Here is an 18,299-nt window from a genome sequence, read left to right on the forward strand (position 1 = left end):
TTATTTTGTAAACGGATGTTGACTATACTTACGCCAGTAAGGTAAAAATCAGCGTTTCATTCAGTGAATGGATAAGGCACAATGCCCGGCTACCGCGTCACCGTCATGGTGACGCAGGTGCTTCTGGTCAACAAAAGCGGTGCAATATGCAAGTTTTTATTATGCGTCACGGCGACGCTGCCCTCGATGCAGCCAGTGACTCGGTTCGTCCTCTTACCGGTTGCGGTTGTGATGAATCTCGTCAGATGGCAACCTGGTTTAAAGACCAAAAAGTGGATATCGATCGTGTTCTGGTGAGTCCGTACCTGCGTGCGGAACAGACACTGGAAGTGGTGGGGGAGTGTGTAAACCTGCCAAAAGAGGTGGATGTCCTGCCTGAGCTCACTCCGTGTGGCGATATCGGGCTGGTTAGCGCCTATCTTCAGGCGTTAGCGAATGAAGGTGTTTCATCGGTGCTGGTGATTTCCCACCTGCCGCTGGTTGGCTACCTGGTCGCAGAACTCTGCCCGGGCGAGGTTCCGCCAATGTTTACCACTTCAGCTATTGCCAGCGTCACTCTGGACGCAAACGGACAAGGTGTCCTGAACTGGCAAATGAGCCCATGTAATCTGAAAATGGCGAAAGCGATTTAATCGCTTTTTACCCGGCTTATGGCCGGGTGACGTCGATTTTTCCTGTAGCCCGGACGAGGCGTTCATGCCGACTCCGGGAGTCTGTCAGGGCAGTTCTGGCGGCAGCCACTCTTCTACTTCAATCAGCACCAGCAACGCGGCATCTCCGCCGTACTCTTTTGACGCCTGATGAAACGCCATCACGTGCGGATGCTGAGCCAGCCACAGCGGCGTTTGCTGCTTCAGAATATGTTTGCCGTGCCCGTGCATCACGCAGGCGCAGAACACATGCTCACGACGGCAGGCGGCAATGAGCGCACCCAGCTCCTGCTTGGCCTGCATCTGCGTTAACCCGTGCAGGTCAAGAAACAGCTCAGGGGAATAATCACCGCGGCGCAGTTTTTTCAGTTCAAAATGGCTGACGTCTTCGCGTACGTATTTGACCGGGCCGTTAGTGTTGAGCAACGGCTGGAACTCATCGGAAAAATAGTGGCTATTGTCGGCCTGCTCCTGGAGCAGACGCTTTGGCGGCACTTCGCTGATTTTTTTTCGTACGGGACGATGAACGATAGTGTCCTGCTTAATTTTACGCGTGCCCGTCATGAGCTGCTGGAAGAGTGCCTGATCCTCCTCGCTCAAAGCGTTTTTGTTTTTCATTGATTCTTCTCAATTCATCTTTTCTCCTAGTTTACCTTTTCACGCCGCTCCCTGCAGCGAAAACGCTTTTTTCCCCGCGGCCTACGCAAGAATGCTGATTTATCGCCGCCTTCATGGCAAACTAGCCGCCGAATTTACCCCGACGCATGCCCCTGGAGGACAATGTGGATAAGATTTTTGTTGATGAAGCAGTCAATGAGCTGCATACCATTCAGGACATGCTCCGCTGGGCGGTAAGCCGCTTTAGCGCGGCCGAGATCTGGTACGGTCACGGCACCGATAACCCATGGGATGAAGCGGTGCAGCTGGTACTTCCTACGCTCTACCTGCCGCTGGATATTCCAGAAGATATGCGCAGCGCGCGCCTGACTACCACGGAAAAACAGCTGATCGTTGAACGCGTGATTCGTCGCGTGAACGAACGTATTCCGGTGGCCTACCTGACCAACAAAGCCTGGTTCTGCGGTCACGAATTCTACGTTGACGACCGCGTACTGGTGCCGCGTTCGCCAATTGGTGAGCTGATTAACAACCGCTTTGCGGGCCTGATTAACCATCGCCCTGAGCATATTCTTGATATGTGCACCGGCAGCGGTTGTATTGCGATTGCCTGCGCCTACGCTTTCCCGGAAGCGGAAGTGGACGCGATTGACGTCTCTCCAGACGCATTGGCCGTCACCGAGTTCAACATTGAAGAGCACGGCATGATCCACAACGTCACGCCGATCCGTTCCGATCTGTTCCGTGATGCGCCGCAGCTGCAATACGATCTGATCGTCACCAATCCGCCGTACGTGGATGAAGAAGATATGTCCGATCTGCCGTCAGAATATCGCCACGAACCAGAGCTGGGTCTGGCTTCCGGTGCTGATGGTCTGCACCTGACTCGTCGTATTCTCGGCTGTGCGCCGGATTACCTCACCGATGACGGTATTCTGATTTGTGAAGTGGGTAACAGCATGGTACATCTGATGGACCAATACCCGGATGTTCCGTTCACCTGGCTTGAGTTTGATAACGGCGGTGACGGCGTCTTTATGCTGACCAAAGCGCAGTTGGTCGCTGCACAGGATCACTTCGCACAGTACAAAGACTGAATAATCCAGCACGCAACAACAGAACAACGATAACGGAGTCGTGATGGCAGGAAATACAATTGGACAACTCTTTCGTGTAACGACCTTTGGCGAGTCGCACGGTATTGCGCTGGGCTGCATCGTTGACGGCGTGCCTCCGGGCATCCCGTTAACCGAAGCGGACCTGCAGCATGACCTTAACCGCCGCCGCCCGGGGACATCGCGTTACACCACCCAACGTCGCGAACCGGACCAGGTGAAAATCCTCTCCGGCGTGTTCGAAGGGGTGACCACCGGTACCAGCATCGGTCTGCTGATTGAAAACACCGATCAGCGTTCCCAGGATTACGGCGCGATTAAAGACGTCTTCCGTCCAGGACACGCAGACTACACCTACGAACAGAAATACGGCCTGCGCGACTATCGTGGCGGCGGTCGTTCTTCTGCGCGTGAAACGGCGATGCGCGTAGCGGCTGGGGCGATTGCCAAGAAATTCCTCGCGGCGAAGTTCGGTATCGTTATTCGCGGTTGTCTGACCCAAATGGGCGACATTCCGCTGGTGATCAAAGATTGGGATCAGGTCGAGCAGAACCCATTCTTCTGCCCGGATCCGGACAAAATCGAGGCGCTGGACGAACTGATGCGCGGCCTCAAGAAAGAGGGCGATTCCATTGGTGCGAAGGTCACCGTGGTGGCTGATGGCGTTCCTGCTGGCCTCGGTGAACCGGTGTTCGACCGTCTGGATGCGGATATCGCCCACGCGCTGATGAGCATCAACGCGGTGAAAGGCGTGGAGATTGGCGATGGCTTTGAGGTGGTAAAACTGCGCGGCAGCGAAAACCGCGATGAAATTACCAAAGCCGGTTTCCAGAGCAACCACGCGGGCGGCATTCTGGGCGGTATCAGCAGCGGTCAGCAAATCGTGGCCAACATTGCGCTGAAGCCGACTTCCAGTATTACCGTACCGGGCAAAACGCTGAACCGCTTTGGCGAAGAAGTGGAGATGATCACCAAAGGTCGTCACGACCCTTGCGTGGGTATCCGTGCGGTGCCGATTGCCGAAGCGATGCTGGCAATTGTGCTGATGGATCACTTCATGCGTCAACGCGCGCAAAATGCCGATGTGACGACGTCTATTCCACGCTGGTAAACATGAAAAAAACCGTTATTGCGCTGCTGGCCCTGGCGGTCAGCGGCACGGCGTTGGCAGCAACGCCGTGGCAGAAAATCACTCAACCCATCAGCGGCAGCGCCCAGTCGATTGGCGCGTTTGCAAACGGCTGTATCGTGGGCGCGCAGGCGCTCCCGTTGCAGTCTGAAACCTATCAGGTGATGCGTACCGACCAGCGCCGCTACTTTGGTCATCCGGAGCTGGTGCAGTTTATCCAGCGCCTGGGTAGCCAGGTGCAGCAGCATGGTATGGGCACGATGCTGATTGGTGATATGGGGATGCCTGCTGGTGGGCGCTTTAACGGCGGACACGCCAGCCACCAGAGTGGACTGGATGTTGATATTTTCCTGCAGCTACCGAAAGCGCGCTGGAGTTCGGCTCAGTTGCTGAAACCCCAGGCGCTGGATTTAGTCAGCGCGGATGGCAAACGTGTCGTTCCAACACTGTGGAAGCAGGAAATTGGTCAGCTAATTAAGCTCGCCGCCGAAGACCCGGAAGTGACGCGCATTTTTGTTAACCCAGCGATTAAACAGCAGCTTTGCCTCGATGCGGGTAACGACCGTGACTGGCTGCATAAAGTTCGCCCGTGGTTCCAGCATCGTGCGCACATGCACGTACGCCTGAAGTGCCCGGCGAACAGCCTCGAATGTGAGGAGCAGGCACCGCCTCCGGCTGGAGATGGCTGCGGCGCAGAACTGCAAAGCTGGTTTGAACCGCCAAAACCTGGCACCACTAAACCTGTGAAGAAGACGCCTCCTCCGTTGCCGCCTTCCTGCCAGGCGCTACTGGACGAACACGTACTCTAATGGACAGCTTCTCCGCGTTATTTATGGTTGAACCACTGATGCTGGTGGTCCTTTTCTTTACCGCGATTCTGGCGGGTTTTATTGATTCATTGGCGGGCGGCGGTGGTTTGCTCACCGTCCCGGCGCTGATGGCCGCGGGCATGCCGCCGGCACAGGCGCTGGCGACCAACAAGCTACAGGCCTGCGGTGGCTCGTTATCCGCCTCACTCTATTTTGTTCGCCGCAAAGTAGTGAATCTCGCGGATCAAAAACTCAATATCCTGATGACCTTTATCGGCTCGATGACCGGCGCGCTATTGGTACAGCACGTGCAGTCAGAGATCCTACGCCAGATCCTGCCGCTGCTGGTGATTGGTATTGGCCTCTATTTCCTGCTGATGCCTAAACTCGGCGAAGAGGACCGTCAACGACGTCTGCACGGCCTGCCGTTTGCGCTGGTAGCCGGTGGCTGCGTTGGCTTTTATGACGGCTTTTTTGGCCCCGGCGCCGGTTCGTTCTACGCGTTAGCGTTTGTGACGCTGATGGGCTTTAACCTTGCTAAATCTACCGCGCATGCCAAGGTGTTGAACGCCACTTCCAACGTGGGCGGGCTGCTGCTGTTTATTATCGGCGGCAAAGTTATCTGGGCAACCGGATTCGTCATGATGGTCGGGCAGTTTTTCGGCGCGCGGATGGGTTCCCGTTTAGTGCTCAGCAAAGGGCAGACGCTGATCCGCCCGATGATTGTGGTGGTTTCCGCGGTGATGAGCGCGAAGCTGCTGTATGACAGCCATGGACAGCAAATTTTGCATTGGTTAGGGATGAATTAATGACGAACACACATGATTATCAGCAGTTAGTGACGATTTTTGACGGCTGCTTTGCCGATGAGTTTAATACTCGTCTGATTAAAGGCGACGACGAACCCATCTATCTTCCGGCTGATGCTGAGGTGCCTTATAACCGCATCGTTTTCGCACACGGCTTTTTTGCCAGCGCACTGCATGAAATTTCTCACTGGTGCATCGCCGGAAAGGCCAGGCGTGAGCAGGTTGATTTTGGTTACTGGTACTGCCCGGATGGGCGTGACGCTAAAACCCAGGGCCAGTTTGAAGACGTTGAGGTGAAGCCGCAGGCTTTCGACTGGCTGTTCTGCGTGGCGGCGGGTTTCCCGTTTAACGTCAGCTGCGACAACCTGGAAGGTGACTTTGAACCGGACCGGATCGTATTCCAACGACGCGTACATGCGCAGGTGATGACCTATCTTGCAGAAGGTATTCCGCCGCGTCCGGCTAAGTTTATCGAAGCGCTACAGAATTATTACCATACGCCGGCTCTAACGGCGGAACAATTTCCATGGCCGGAAGATCTCTAAAGCCATGTTACCGAAAGAGGAAAGAAGATGATCGCGGAGTTTGAAGCACGCATTCTGGCGTTAATTGATGACATGGTGGAGCACGCCAGTGATGATGAGCTGTTTGCCAGCGGTTATCTGCGTGGCCATTTAACGTTGGCTGTGGCTGACCTGGATGAAGGTGAGGTCCACACTGCCGATGCGCTGTATCGCAACGTGACACAGAGTCTTGAAACGGCAATTGGCGCCGGCGAGCTCTCTCCCCGTGACCAGGCGCTGGTGAAAGATATGTGGGATAACCTATACCACCAGGCCCAGAAGTAACGCACTACACAGTGGCATCATCAGTATGCCACTTTTACCAGACCCCCTCTATTTTCTCAACACGCCATGTTAGTTAGCCTAATTGTACGGTGGTATCTGCTAACAGCTGCCTGATAATGCCTGGAAATGACCACTAAATATAAAGCGTGGTCCTGGATACAATACAAGCATTAACTAATATCAATTCGTAAAATGAATGCAATATGAATAAATATACCAAATGTCGTTTTTGGTCTGGTGTATGATTTTGCTATTTTATTTGATGATTTTATTAAATTATTTACATTACTAATAATCTGCGTGAATGAATGTGTCATTTTTACATTTATACCTAGAATAATATCGATATATATTCAACGCTTTATGTACATGGTGTGAATATAAATTAAATCCTAAAGCGTGAAAATGTTCTTATTTTTTTTGACGGCCAGCTCTCATAATGTCATCGCTGATTTAGCATGAATAGAAAACATATCGTTTGTTTATGATAAATCATCAGGATGGATGTTTAATATATTTATGGATAGAGATTAATATAATGAATGATTTAGTTATTAAGGCATATGTCAAAACGACAATGGGTGTTGAAAAAGTTCGCGGCTTTATAAAGAGCGAACAGGGTGTAACTGCGGTTGAATATGCGATTGTGCTTGCAGGCGTTGCAGCTGTTGTGGCTGTTATATTTGGTAAAGATGGCACAGTACAGCAGTTGTTGACGAGCATCTTCAAAACCGTTTCATCGCAGGTTCAGGAATCCTTAAAATCGAAAACTACACCTTAAAATCGAAAGCTACAGGTAGCTGATTGATAGAAAAGCAGGCAGGATATTATTCCGCCTGCTTCTCATTATACTGAATTTAAAGAAAAAATTAGCCGGCTGATTACCTATAATCTCCACACTCCATGACTGAATCATCGGTTCAGTTAGTGCGGTAGCTATGTTTTAAAATATACATATCCAGTATGGGTTTTTCTCTTTCCTAATATTCTTTTCGGTTTGTGAACTTAGATACCATTGTGTATTTAAAATGTGATTTTCCAAGCGCTCTACACAATTTTATCTCATGAATATTAACTGTTGCATCTATATAAACTCTGAGGGTATCAATGGGCAAGAAGTACACACTAATAATTAATATTGCCATGGTTATCATCGGCATTCTTGGTTTATCGTTCTACTTTCTGATGGAAAGAAAAGCTGCTGTAAAACCACAACAAGTACAACAGATCCAGCAGGTTGAAGCGCCAGCAGTGCCAACTGAAAATATTACAGTTGCAGTAGCGCAGAAAGATTTAACTAAAGGCATGCGTATAACTGGAGGTGATTTTAAACTAGTCACTTTAAATATTGCTGAAGGGAGTGACGAAAAAAATAGCCTATCTATTGTCGATTCAATCGATAGCTGGATGATTAATAGTGATATAGCTGCAGGGGCATACATTCCAAAGGCGGCTTTAGTGGAGCCTGGTAGCGACGAGTATATAACGATGTCGGCTACGCCAGGTAGCATAGTCTATGGTTTTTCAATTAAGAATTCCGATAGCTACCTTTTCACAAATGCACATGCTGGTGGCGGCCTGGATATATATCTTTCATATAATCTGAGAACGACGGTAGGTAATAGCGGTGATACAAGGACAACACCAACTATAAATACTGATAATGATATTAATAGTCGACACTTTAAGCTGTTAATGAAAGATAAGAAAATACTCGCCATTTCTTCAACAAACATGAAGAATGTTGGAAAGAGTAATCCGTTAAAAAATGAAGGTTATGTATTAGTTGAGCTAACACCAGCTGAAGTTCGTATATTAAAGGGGCTGGATGGAGCCAGATTATATATTTTTCCGACAACAGCGAACCTTACCGAAAATGATTTGACACATTCAGTTCTTGTTGGTGATGAAGGTCAGTGGCCAATTGATAATCGAGATATTCTGTCAACAGAAACATATTCCGGTGGGGATAATAGCATCAGAGAATATCGAGGCCCAGGTACAGCAAGCACGAAAGTACAAAATGAATAAGCTGAGTGATATTTCAATAGCAATTCGGCCTATAGGGGCTAGAACTGTCTTTACATTTTATTTTTACTGAAATTTCTATACACATACTTTAATAAAAGGACTGATGTATGTTAAAGATAGCCAGGAAGTTTATACTATTGTTGACATTGCCTTGTATGGTATCAATGGCATCAGCAGAGGATGTCGTGCTTAAGGAGGGACAAGCTCGTAATATTTCTGTTTCACAGGCCATTGATACGGTATTCATTTCTAACCCAGACATTGCCGACTACAAAGTTATTGACAATAAAAAAATTGTACTTTTTGCAAAGAAAGTGGGTGTCGCTGATTTAACGGTATATGGTAAAAAAGGCAAGGTGCTCAACAAAATGAGTATCGCTGTCGATAGTTTTGGGAATGCATTGACTGATAAAGTTAATAAACAGTTTCCCGGTACAAATATCCAGATTGAACGCTATATGAGTGGTGATAAACTTACTTATATTCTCAAAGGTGATGTTGCAACAGAAGAAGTTCGGGACCAAATATATAATACGGTGGGGAGCCTGGTCGGCACGGATAAGAAAGAAAATCAGGTTTCTCACGGTGATGATAACGTGGAACTACTATCAAAAACTCGATGGGATAACGTTATTGATCGCATGACAATCCTATCCTCTCCACAGCAGGTCAATGTGAAGCTGACTGTGGTTGAAGTTACCAAACAATTCACTGATGCCTTAGGCATTGAGTGGAGCAGCTTAACTTTGGATAGCATTATCAACGGCGGTAGTGCGGCAAATAGTGCTGGGGTGTTTAGCTTGATTGGTTTTAAAGGGGGATTTGACGCCGGTAATATTAGTACGGTTATCAATGCCGTAAAAAATGACAGTATTGCCAGAGTTCTTGCCCAACCAAATTTAACCGTTCTTTCTGGTGAATATGCAACATTTCTGGTCGGCGGTGAAATACCGATTGTGGTAGATAGTGGTGGTGACAGCAGCACGAGCGTACAGTATAAAGAATACGGCATTCGACTGAATATTGGTGCAAAGGTAAATCGCACAGATAAGATTCGCTTATATATATCAAATGAACTCAGCAATGTGACAGGCAGCTATACTTACAACTCTTACGCTATTCCAACAATTAATACCAGGAAAACGCAGTCAACTATTGAACTAGCAGATGGTGACAGTTTTGTTATTGGTGGTCTGTTAAGTGAGTCTGACCGTGAGTCTTTGTCAAAGGTTCCTTATGCAGGTGATATTCCTATTCTTGGCGCATTTGCGCGCAGTTCACAAACGGAAAGAGAGAAGAGTGAACTCGTTGTTTTTGCTACGGTAAAATTAGTTAAGCCTATTCCAGCATCAGAAAATTATAAATTACCAGTACCGGAGTTTCACAAAACAACGGTAGATAAGCTGTTCTTCAACATTGGTGTTGCTGATGAACATAATGATGAATTAGATAAAAATGAAGGTATTGGCTTTATATCTCGTGGTGGATTCATCCGATAATTAAGGGAAGAGTATGCTAGATCTAACAAAAATAAACAAAAAAGGAACTGAGGGAAAAATAAGTGACTCATCTGTTGGTACCATAACGATAGTCTCTGCCCGCTCTCATATAGCATCTGGTCTATCGACTCAGGCACGAATGAATGGCAATCTTGATATAAAACTCGTGAATTGCTTTTTTAATGATATCGTGAATGACGATGATATTGCATCAAGTGAGTATGTTATTGTTGATATCGAGGACTACCGAGAAATATCTGAAATTGAACAAAAGATAAAATATTTATTCCCAGTCAGAACAAAAAAAATATTTGTCGGTGACGTTGATTCAATCAGTTTTTGCGATGGAATGAAACGGATAGGTGCAATATATTTACACCTTGATTCCCAGATGATGATGCTAGGTGAAGCGCTAAAAAAAACGGGAGATAGCAATGAAGTAACTAGCTATACCCAAAAGATGAGCGTACTAGGATGCAAAGGTGGAAGTGGGACATCGCTAGTAACGTGGCGGCTATTTCAGGCTTTTGGTGAATTGAGCAGTCTGCCAACGTTGTTGGTTCAGGGCCATACTGGCACACCGGATCTGGATTTATTATCTGATATCACATTGCATCGTGACGGCGTAATTACACAGATAAATACACATCAAGGGATGAAGATCGCCACTGATGAAGAGCAATGGCAATTCGATGCGCCAGATTTCCAGAACTACAATATTGTTATTTTTGACCACAATGTAACTACCCAAGTCATGGATAAATTAGCCTATATAGCTCCTGGTTCTGATTTTATATTTATTGTTGTAACTCGAGAATTATCATCAGTACGTAATGCTCGATTAGTTATTGATGAGCTAGAACGAACATCGACGAATCAGGATGGCGCAAAAGACACATCAAAAAACATCATTGTATTAAATGAAAATCATGCGACTAAACCAGACGAATTGACAAACGAAGATATTGAAAATTACCTCGGTAAACGTATTGATATTGTAAATCCTTACACGAAGGACTTAAAGAAAGACAAGGTGAAGTCTGAACTCTATTTTTTTGCCGCTAAGATGTTAGGCAAAAAATTGAAAGAAGATAAAAGTGGAAAAGGGAAAAAGGGTTTAAGTTTACCAATGTTATTCAGGAAAAAATGATTCTTAGTGGGAAATAAATATCTTCATCATAGTTTATAAATTTTCAGTAATGTAATGAATTAATCATGGACGAGCTATGAATAAATCGAGTTCCTTTGTGTATTTTAGACAGGAAGTGCTCAAAAATATCGATTTAGAGCAAATAGAGAGTATCAAGGACGATAGGGGAGAGCTTGTTAATGAGGTGAACTCTGTAATTCGAACCGTAATTAATGGTAATCGTACCGAAAACTACTTATCAGCGCCAGAACGACAGGAACTATGTGAACTGGTTGTTGATGAAATTACGGGGTATGGCCCATTGCGAGAGCTGATGGAGGATGACTCCATCAGCGATATCTTGGTTAATGGCCCCGATCGTATTTTTGTTGAACGTAAGGGGCGTTTAGTTCTGTCCGATAAACAGTTCATAAATAATGAACAATTAACCGATATTGCCCGTCGTCTTGTGGGTAAGGTCGGTCGCCGTATCGATGATGCACAACCGCTCGTCGATGCGCGTATGCCGGATGGTAGCCGTTTGAACGTTGTTATTTCCCCGATATCCATTGATGGCACATCAATGTCAATTCGTAAATTCGGGAAAGGTAATATTACTTTAGGCGAATTGATTAAATTCGGCAGTATCAACGAGATGATGGCTAATTTTTTAGTTATAGCCAGCCGATGTCGAATAAATATCATTGTCTCTGGTGGTACTGGTTCGGGTAAAACAACGCTGCTAAATGCTATGTCACAGTATGTTGATGAAACTGAGCGTGTTTTGACCTTAGAAGATGCGGCCGAATTACGCTTGCAGCAGACGCATGTGCTACGACTGGAAACTCGACTTGCCGGTTCAGAGAACCAGGGGCAGATAACCATGCGTAACCTGGTTATTAAGTCACTACGTATGCGACCTGATCGCATCATTATAGGTGAGTGTCGTGGAGCAGAGGCTTTCGAGATGCTACAGGCAATGAATACTGGCCATGATGGTTCCATGTCTACACTCCACGCAAATAACCCACGTGATGCGCTTGCCCGTCTGGAAAGTATGGTCATGATGGCCAGTGCGGCATTGCCGTTAGTGGCTATCCGACGAAATATCTCTACCGCAGTTAACATCATTGTACAGGCATCTCGCTTACCCGATGGTTCAAGAAAAGTAACCAATATATCTGAGGTTATGGGTATGGAAGGGGAAAATATTATATTGCAGGATATTTTTGCTTTTACCGCAAATCCTGAAAGAGATAGCAACGGAATGATCACTGGTACATTTACTTGTAATGGGCTTTTGCAGCGTTCTGCGGTTTATCGGCAGGCCCTTGTGCATGGCTATCTAGAGCCTTTACGCCAACTTTTTGGGAATAAAGTATCATGATAATGATTGCTGTGTTTGTCTTTATTCTTTTTCTCGGAAGTATACAGATTTATTTTTCAATTAAAAAAGCGAGAGATATTAAAGATAAAATATTATCTACAAATGTCATTGCTAGCCAGGAAAGAGCAAATAAAAGAGTTGCGTTACGAAACATAACTTCTTCTATATTTAACGTTGTAAATAAAATTAATAATAATTTGATTGGTGAAAATAGAGAGCTTTTGGGTAAACATGTCGGCATAATTATAATAGCATGTGCCGCATTTCTCTACATCAATATGGAGTTCTTAAATTTCGACAATACTATTATTATCACCGGCGTTATTATTGTAGGGCTATATATACTATATGTACGGCAAATTAAGAAAAAGAGGCGTGAGTTTGAAAGAGATTTCTCTGAAGCGCTAAATATTATTAATAGCTCAGTACGAGTAGGGCGCCCAGTGATGCAAGGATTTGAAGAGTGTTCTAGGGTTATTGATAGTGATTTTGGTAAAGAATTTAAACGTATACTTATGCGCCTTGATATCGGCGATGAACCTGAACGTGTTTTCATGGAATCCTATGCTCGCTATCCCTACAGTGAGTATTTTTCTTTTGTAATAACCGTGCTTATTAATATGAAAGGGGGCGGACAGGTCAGTGAAGTGATGTCTCGTTTAACAATGTTAATATCTGCAAGCAAGACGTTAGATCGAAAAAAGATTGCGATGACAGCTGAAGCGCGTATGTCAGTAAAAGTCCTGGTAATTATACCTGTTTTTTTCTTCCTGTTCTTAAAATTTGTAGCTCCTGATAACTTTGAAATATTGATCGGAACTGATTCCGGTAAATATATTCTTTATTATGCTCTAGGTAGTATTATTACTGGTCTATTAATTGTTTGGTCAATGATGAATAAGGTTGGGTGATATGGTATATATAATATCATTTGTGCTTTTTTTGATTGGGGTCAGAAGCATACTTCTGCTTGTCTATAGAAACCGAAGAATTAAGAAGGTTGAAAAATTAATTAATTTCTCAAATACTAATGCTGATAAGAAAAACATTTTAACCTATGGTACTAATTTAATAGAAACACAGCTGGATAAGACTTTCAAAAAAAATAGCAAAGTAGTTTCGATGTCCTCAGCGTTAGACCAAAACGTCAAAGTTAAAGCTCTCCTTTTCGCTATTATGGCTGGGCCAATTCTTGGTTTAAGATATTTTGGATGGATTGAGTTAGATGATCAAATGCTACTGATCGTCATGTTGGGGATTTTGTCTGTCATTATTATCGTTCCTGCGCGAGTACAGGCAGCAGTAACACAACGCCATTTTCGGCGAATATCAAATGATATTCCATATGCAATCGATCTTTTAGCTGTCTGCATACAATCTGGTATGACAGTTGAAGCATCGCTCGGATATATTGCGCATAAAATGGAAATGATCAATAAGGATCTATCATCACTATTGATCCGTACTGTGCTTAGAGCTGATGTGAGTGGTATTAATACTGCACTAGAGCAACTTTCTTCTGAAATTAATAATGAAGAAGTAAGAATGTTATGCTCGGCGTTATTGCAGAGCACAAAATTTGGTTCATCAATTTATGCGGTGCTAATTGATTTGTCGAAGGAAATAAGGCAGATGCAATTGCTCTCGATGGAAGAAAAAGTTGCTGCTTTATCTGCTAAAATGACATTCCCGATGATCGCCTTTATTCTCTTTCCCCTGATCGCGATCGTCGCGGGTCCGGGCCTGATTAAGATGAGCTCAACATTGTGAAAAAGATTCTATCCATAGTTATGCTTGCTGTACTTACTGGTTGTTCAGGTGGATTATCAAACGCAACTGACGCAGATCAGAAAGAGTATATACTCACTCAACTAAATGATTACCAAGGATTGATTGAGATATATCGAAATAAACTGAGTGTGAAAGACAATGATGATGAACGTTATCACTTATCCCAGCTTTATAACAAAATTGGCGATTATAGTTCGTCTAATATATATTTAGCACCTCTGGTAGAGAAGAATAAAGATAAAAAGTATTTGCTATTGCAAGCAAAAAACTACATTGAGTTAGGTCAAGAAGATAACGCTGAGCCAATCCTGAAAGAGTTGTTATTAAAAGATGGTTCGAATGGCGAACTTTGGAATTTGCAAGGTGTGCTATTTGCGCAGCAAGGACATTATTCTGAGGCTACAACCTCCTTTGAAAAGGCTCGAGGATTATTTTATAACGAAGAAATTGTTATTAATAACATAGCAATGATGGCGATATTGCAACAAGATTACCAGAAGGCAAGAGATTATTTATTATCACTATATTCCAGAAAAAAATATCAGCCACAAACTGTTTATAATCTTGTTTATACTTTGGTGAAAACAAATGATTATACAAGTGCAAGAAAAGTCATCCTTGATGAAAAACTATCACCGTCTAATCCTGATGCATTAATCCATTCGTTAGCTAATCTTTCACCCAGAGAACAGTTACATTTAGGGAACCCGGCAGCATCGGAAATGAATGCGCAAGAAGTTGATATTCCTGCTTCCATAGCACAGCCACCACAAATCGTGAGTAACCCATCGTCAGAAAATTTACCAAATAAGAGCAAAGATGTTATACCCTCGTTTGAATCAAGTGGCGATATGTCAATTTCCGGAACGTGCTCAGAGAAGGAGTTATTGGAAGGTCCTATAGCTTCTTTTGTGGGAAATATTCATGGAGCGAAAGAGATTGCGAAGTTGACATCGGCTCATACTACCAGTGGCGATCGATTGGCGTTATATTCTGCATATCCAATCAATTTTATTGTTATGCCAAAAGTCAAAGGTAACGTCCTCGAACTTGAACTTTTCAACTCACAACCAGTGAAGTCCATTTATCAATCGCAAATGAGTATTCTCAAAAATCATCCTGGAATACATAGAATCGAATTTGTTAATAATAGAAGTGGCAGTACAATAATGCGTGTTGTGGCGAAAGAATGCAATGTGCTGACTAATGTTACACGTGCTTCAGCCAACGGTAAGTATAAAGAGAAAATCATAATTGACTTGTCTTACAAATAGCCAGATATGCTTTGATAGTTGTCGTGCAATAATTTATCTTCTTTTCTTATGTTAGCCAAGATAAAGAAGTTAGTGGAGTATATATGGAATATGAAGTTGATAATTTGTTGAATGAGCTGTCTCAGATTGATGGTATATTAAGAGTGGCAGTAATCAATAATATAAATAAAAGAATTGAACGTAGTATTAACATGGATGGCAAGTGTGATTCTTTAGTTCAGGCAATGAGTGACGTTGTAAGAGCGAATATGAAATATTCGCGTCTATCATCAAAGCGGAATGAAATTGAAGATGTTTTAATTACGTACTGTGATGAAATCCATCTATTGAAACCTCTTATAAGAACCGCGAGATACTTTATTTATATAAGTATTCTGCGAGATGCAAATATTGCGCTAACTAGACTTAAGTTAAACGAAAAGTTGAAAATATATTTAAAATAGTCTTATTTACATCATGGTGGAATATATTCATCGTGGTCAAATAAATCAATGTTAACATGCTCATTTTGGTGAATTATTATGGATTTACATAAATTACCTTTTGAAATAAATAGCACTCTAGTTGATGGTGCTCCAGCCGATAATGACTTAGTCGACAGTACCTCAGTCGATAACTTACCTGTAGAACAGAATGAACTAATTGCCGAAATTATTGATGAATACCCCGTTGATAACGATGTCGGTCATATTCCTGAAGAGTTAATAAGTGCATTGCAAGTGGAATTGGAATCTTTCTCTAAAGAAAATGCAATACTAAAAAACATACTAATTTCAACTGCTGATGGATTTGAAGTAGCATCATTATTAATGCCGGGTTATGAACTTCATGTACGAAAGGTTTCGGCATTAACTAGCTCTTTATTGGGAATTAGTTCCGCCATGCTACAGGAGGTTGGTGAAGGGGAGCAAAATGCTGTTTTCATGGAAAGTGATGACAGTATGATTCTTTTTAATCGCGTTCCAGCAGCCCAGAAAATGCTTTGCTTGATGGCCGTCACTAGTAAAGATGAATCGATAGGGCAGATTTTCTGGCGGGTACGTAAGCTTTCAGACAGTGTTATTGAAATTTGCAACAAATACTTCTAAATATTAGCGGGATTATATAATGAACGATTCTTTTATTTTTGATTGTGCCATTAAACTGTGCTCTGCAGATCATGTTAGTGGATATGTTTCAGCAAACCCAGTAATTGATACTCGTGAAAAAATAACGGAAAAAAGGCTTTCTTTCATTTACCAATTATTAAACGATGTGAAAAATAAAGTTTTGCAGCAATGTGAAAATAAAAATGAAGATGAGATCGAATATTGCTTTGAAAAAGCAGTTCAGTTGACTTCTTCTGACATTTCATGTGGTGTTATTGCAGTAGAACCAATTCTCTATGATCGTGACCAAAAAATTTGTGAAACTATAGAGTTTTATTTTTCAATGGTAATTAAAGCAGTGGCAAGTTTATCAATTAGTTTAGTTTCAAAAAAAGGGAATATAGAATTACAAAATACTCAGGAAATTATCAAGCCTCCAGTTGAATATAAAACAGTAGTTATTCCTGTATATCAAAAAATGAAAAAGAGCAAAATTAAGAAAGGTAAGCGATAATATAACCCATGAAGATGTTCTGTTCCTGATTTAAAATACAGAACATCTTTTTTTATATTCCTGATTGTTTATCACATTATGGCTATAGTAATTTGTTCTATATTTTTAACTTTGTTCTATTGTTGTGTTACGGATATATTGTATAGAGAAATAAGGAATGGCAGTGTATTGCTGGTATTGATATGTGCTGTTTCTTTGGTTGGTTTTACTCATGATTTTAATGTTATTATCCCAACTCTTGTTCTCATTATTGGTTTTTTCTTGACATTAATCGGTGTTATTGGAGCTGGGGATATAAAATTACTTTTTGCGCTATGTATTAGTGTTCCCAGTGAACTGATGGGGATATTTTTCTTTGCTATGTGTTGCTTCGGTGCGCCAATATCAATACTAGTTCTTTTAATATCAAGGTTTATTTTTAAGATTAAAGTAAATACTGTGCCATTTGGTATCGCAATTTCAATTGGATATATAATGACAATGTGGAGATTTATTTGATATGTTCAGCGTTAAAAAATTATTATCCAGAAGTGAAGGTGCGGTGGCGATAGAGTTTGCCTTTGTAGTTATCCCGTTTATCATTTCTATCCTTTTTATACTGGAACTCTGTCGTGTTGTCTACATAATGTCATCGATTGATCTTATATTATCTGAGGCAAGTAGCGCGACGGCAACCAGAAGAAGTATTGTTGATAATAATGATTACTTCGAAAAGATGGTTAATAATATGTCGAATGGATGGGCGTTATTATTAGTTGGTAAAAATGTAAAAGTAAATACTAATATAGAATATTGTGCGACGATGAATGACCTGACAAGCAGACACTGTTCAACTGTCGGTTCAAATACGTCGCCGCTTGCCATTTATGAAGTAAATATACCTTATAGCCCTATTTTTTTTGTTTTCCCATCATCGCTTGTTCAAAAGCAAATGACACGTCGGATTGTTCTTGTTCAGGAACATAATTTAGCAAGGTAAATAAAATCAAAGGATGATTGGTTGTGATTATTAAATTTGTAAAATCGAATAATGGAGCCGCTGCCATTGAGTTTGCATTCTATATTTTTGTTTTTGTTCTGATGTGTGGTTTTATGGTAGATATGAGTTTTTTACTGATAAAAAAGAGTCAAGTAGAACGTGTAAATAATTCTTTAATAGCTGTACTTCGTGAAAGGGCGAACTTTTTTAATGGAAGAACGGACCTTACGAAAGATGATCTTAATCAATTAGAAAGTATTGCTGATATTCTCTTAGCCAATGATGACGGCACTGTCGCTCCGTATCAATTAGGCCTCAAGATGGTATCATTTTCGTCCAACTCAACACAGAAAAAACCTATTCCAATAGAGACTCATGTCGTTACTCAACCAGTTTCGCGCTGTGATCTAAATAGTGAATTTACATCAACCGCTGAGTTGAGTGCCCTTTCTGCCTGGGGGATCCCTCCTGCCTCCACGGCGAATACTCCTGCTTCCTGGTATCCAGTATATGAAGTGACTCTATGTGTTCCTGGCACTGTCAGTTGGTTTTATCAGGCAATGGGAACGTTCAACAGGAATCTAAGCAGCATCTACATAAGAAACGCCACTATTCCTCGTCTTTAATAT

The 18,299-nt window shown here is 42.9% G+C and carries 22 protein-coding genes; 21 read left to right on the top strand and 1 reads right to left on the bottom strand.

Annotated elements, in window-relative coordinates:
* Window positions 1–146 precede the first annotated feature (146 nt).
* Window positions 147–632: a phosphohistidine phosphatase SixA gene (gene sixA, locus MY052_RS07170; protein ID WP_035895086.1), complete on the top strand. Its 486-nt coding sequence runs from the start codon at window positions 147–149 to the stop codon at window positions 630–632.
* 84 nt (window positions 633–716) lie between these two features.
* Here the strand turns inward: sixA and smrB are convergent, their stop codons facing one another.
* On the bottom strand, window positions 717–1,268 hold the full coding sequence (smrB, locus tag MY052_RS07175) for an endonuclease SmrB (protein WP_123650194.1): 552 nt from the start codon (window positions 1,266–1,268) through the stop codon (window positions 717–719).
* Window positions 1,269–1,432: 164 nt separating this feature from the next.
* Here smrB and prmB point away from each other — a divergent pair, with 164 nt between their 5' ends.
* The 20 genes from prmB (at window position 1,433) to tadF (ending at window position 18,296) form a co-directional block, all read left to right on the top strand.
* Window positions 1,433–2,365 (top strand): 50S ribosomal protein L3 N(5)-glutamine methyltransferase, encoded by a 933-nt coding sequence (gene prmB / locus MY052_RS07180; RefSeq protein ID WP_035895084.1) that lies wholly within the window; start codon window positions 1,433–1,435, stop codon window positions 2,363–2,365.
* A 43-nt stretch (window positions 2,366–2,408) separates the two neighbouring features.
* On the top strand, window positions 2,409–3,494 hold the full coding sequence (gene aroC, locus MY052_RS07185) for a chorismate synthase (protein WP_248538442.1): 1,086 nt from the start codon (window positions 2,409–2,411) through the stop codon (window positions 3,492–3,494).
* Window positions 3,495–3,496: 2 nt separating this feature from the next.
* A complete protein-coding gene (mepA, locus tag MY052_RS07190; RefSeq protein ID WP_202217502.1) occupies window positions 3,497–4,321 on the top strand; it encodes a penicillin-insensitive murein endopeptidase in 825 nt (274 codons plus the stop codon).
* Complete coding sequence (locus MY052_RS07195; protein ID WP_035895081.1) at window positions 4,321–5,130, top strand: sulfite exporter TauE/SafE family protein; 810 nt, start codon at window positions 4,321–4,323, stop codon at window positions 5,128–5,130. The genes mepA and MY052_RS07195 overlap by 1 nt, the downstream gene beginning before the upstream one ends.
* Window positions 5,130–5,675 (top strand): elongation factor P hydroxylase, encoded by a 546-nt coding sequence (locus MY052_RS07200; protein WP_035895080.1) that lies wholly within the window; start codon window positions 5,130–5,132, stop codon window positions 5,673–5,675. The genes MY052_RS07195 and MY052_RS07200 overlap by 1 nt, the downstream gene beginning before the upstream one ends.
* 27 nt (window positions 5,676–5,702) lie before the next feature.
* A complete protein-coding gene (locus tag MY052_RS07205) occupies window positions 5,703–5,978 on the top strand; it encodes a YfcL family protein (protein WP_123650189.1) in 276 nt (91 codons plus the stop codon).
* A 538-nt stretch (window positions 5,979–6,516) separates the two neighbouring features.
* Window positions 6,517–6,759 (top strand): Flp family type IVb pilin, encoded by a 243-nt coding sequence (locus MY052_RS07210; protein WP_185064400.1) that lies wholly within the window; start codon window positions 6,517–6,519, stop codon window positions 6,757–6,759.
* A gap of 326 nt (window positions 6,760–7,085) precedes the next feature.
* Window positions 7,086–8,009, top strand: coding sequence for a CpaB family protein (locus tag MY052_RS07215; RefSeq protein ID WP_248538443.1), 924 nt, complete (start codon window positions 7,086–7,088; stop codon window positions 8,007–8,009).
* 107 nt (window positions 8,010–8,116) lie between these two features.
* Window positions 8,117–9,508, top strand: a complete 1,392-nt coding sequence (locus MY052_RS07220; RefSeq protein ID WP_202217505.1) for a type II and III secretion system protein family protein — start codon at window positions 8,117–8,119, stop codon at window positions 9,506–9,508.
* Window positions 9,509–9,521: 13 nt separating this feature from the next.
* Window positions 9,522–10,658: a CpaE/TadZ family protein gene (locus tag MY052_RS07225; protein WP_248538444.1), complete on the top strand. Its 1,137-nt coding sequence runs from the start codon at window positions 9,522–9,524 to the stop codon at window positions 10,656–10,658.
* A 76-nt stretch (window positions 10,659–10,734) separates the two neighbouring features.
* On the top strand, window positions 10,735–12,024 hold the full coding sequence (locus tag MY052_RS07230) for a TadA family conjugal transfer-associated ATPase (RefSeq protein ID WP_248538445.1): 1,290 nt from the start codon (window positions 10,735–10,737) through the stop codon (window positions 12,022–12,024).
* Window positions 12,021–12,935: a type II secretion system F family protein gene (locus MY052_RS07235; protein ID WP_248538446.1), complete on the top strand. Its 915-nt coding sequence runs from the start codon at window positions 12,021–12,023 to the stop codon at window positions 12,933–12,935. Before MY052_RS07230 ends, MY052_RS07235 begins: the two co-directional genes overlap by 4 nt.
* A 1-nt stretch (window position 12,936) precedes the next feature.
* The gene (locus MY052_RS07240; protein ID WP_248538447.1) at window positions 12,937–13,794 is read left to right on the top strand and encodes a type II secretion system F family protein; all 858 of its coding nucleotides are present in this window, start codon (window positions 12,937–12,939) and stop codon (window positions 13,792–13,794) included.
* Complete coding sequence (locus MY052_RS07245) at window positions 13,791–15,089, top strand: tetratricopeptide repeat protein (RefSeq protein WP_248538448.1); 1,299 nt, start codon at window positions 13,791–13,793, stop codon at window positions 15,087–15,089. Before MY052_RS07240 ends, MY052_RS07245 begins: the two co-directional genes overlap by 4 nt.
* 83 nt (window positions 15,090–15,172) lie before the next feature.
* Window positions 15,173–15,532, top strand: a complete 360-nt coding sequence (locus MY052_RS07250; RefSeq protein WP_248538449.1) for a hypothetical protein — start codon at window positions 15,173–15,175, stop codon at window positions 15,530–15,532.
* 78 nt (window positions 15,533–15,610) lie between these two features.
* The gene (locus MY052_RS07255) at window positions 15,611–16,177 is read left to right on the top strand and encodes a roadblock/LC7 domain-containing protein (protein WP_248538450.1); all 567 of its coding nucleotides are present in this window, start codon (window positions 15,611–15,613) and stop codon (window positions 16,175–16,177) included.
* Window positions 16,178–16,196: 19 nt separating this feature from the next.
* Complete coding sequence (locus MY052_RS07260) at window positions 16,197–16,691, top strand: hypothetical protein (protein WP_248538451.1); 495 nt, start codon at window positions 16,197–16,199, stop codon at window positions 16,689–16,691.
* A gap of 78 nt (window positions 16,692–16,769) precedes the next feature.
* Window positions 16,770–17,189 carry an A24 family peptidase gene (locus tag MY052_RS07265; protein ID WP_248538452.1) on the top strand — a complete coding sequence of 140 codons (420 nt, stop codon included), beginning with the start codon at window positions 16,770–16,772 and terminating at the stop codon, window positions 17,187–17,189.
* A 1-nt stretch (window position 17,190) separates the two neighbouring features.
* Window positions 17,191–17,670, top strand: coding sequence for a TadE/TadG family type IV pilus assembly protein (locus tag MY052_RS07270; RefSeq protein ID WP_248538453.1), 480 nt, complete (start codon window positions 17,191–17,193; stop codon window positions 17,668–17,670).
* Between the two features lie 23 nt (window positions 17,671–17,693).
* Window positions 17,694–18,296 (top strand): tight adherence pilus pseudopilin TadF, encoded by a 603-nt coding sequence (gene tadF, locus MY052_RS07275; protein WP_248538454.1) that lies wholly within the window; start codon window positions 17,694–17,696, stop codon window positions 18,294–18,296.
* Window positions 18,297–18,299 lie beyond the last annotated feature (3 nt).

It is taken from the genome of Kluyvera ascorbata, assembly GCF_023195735.1.
In the GTDB taxonomy this organism is placed as follows: domain Bacteria; phylum Pseudomonadota; class Gammaproteobacteria; order Enterobacterales; family Enterobacteriaceae; genus Kluyvera; species Kluyvera ascorbata.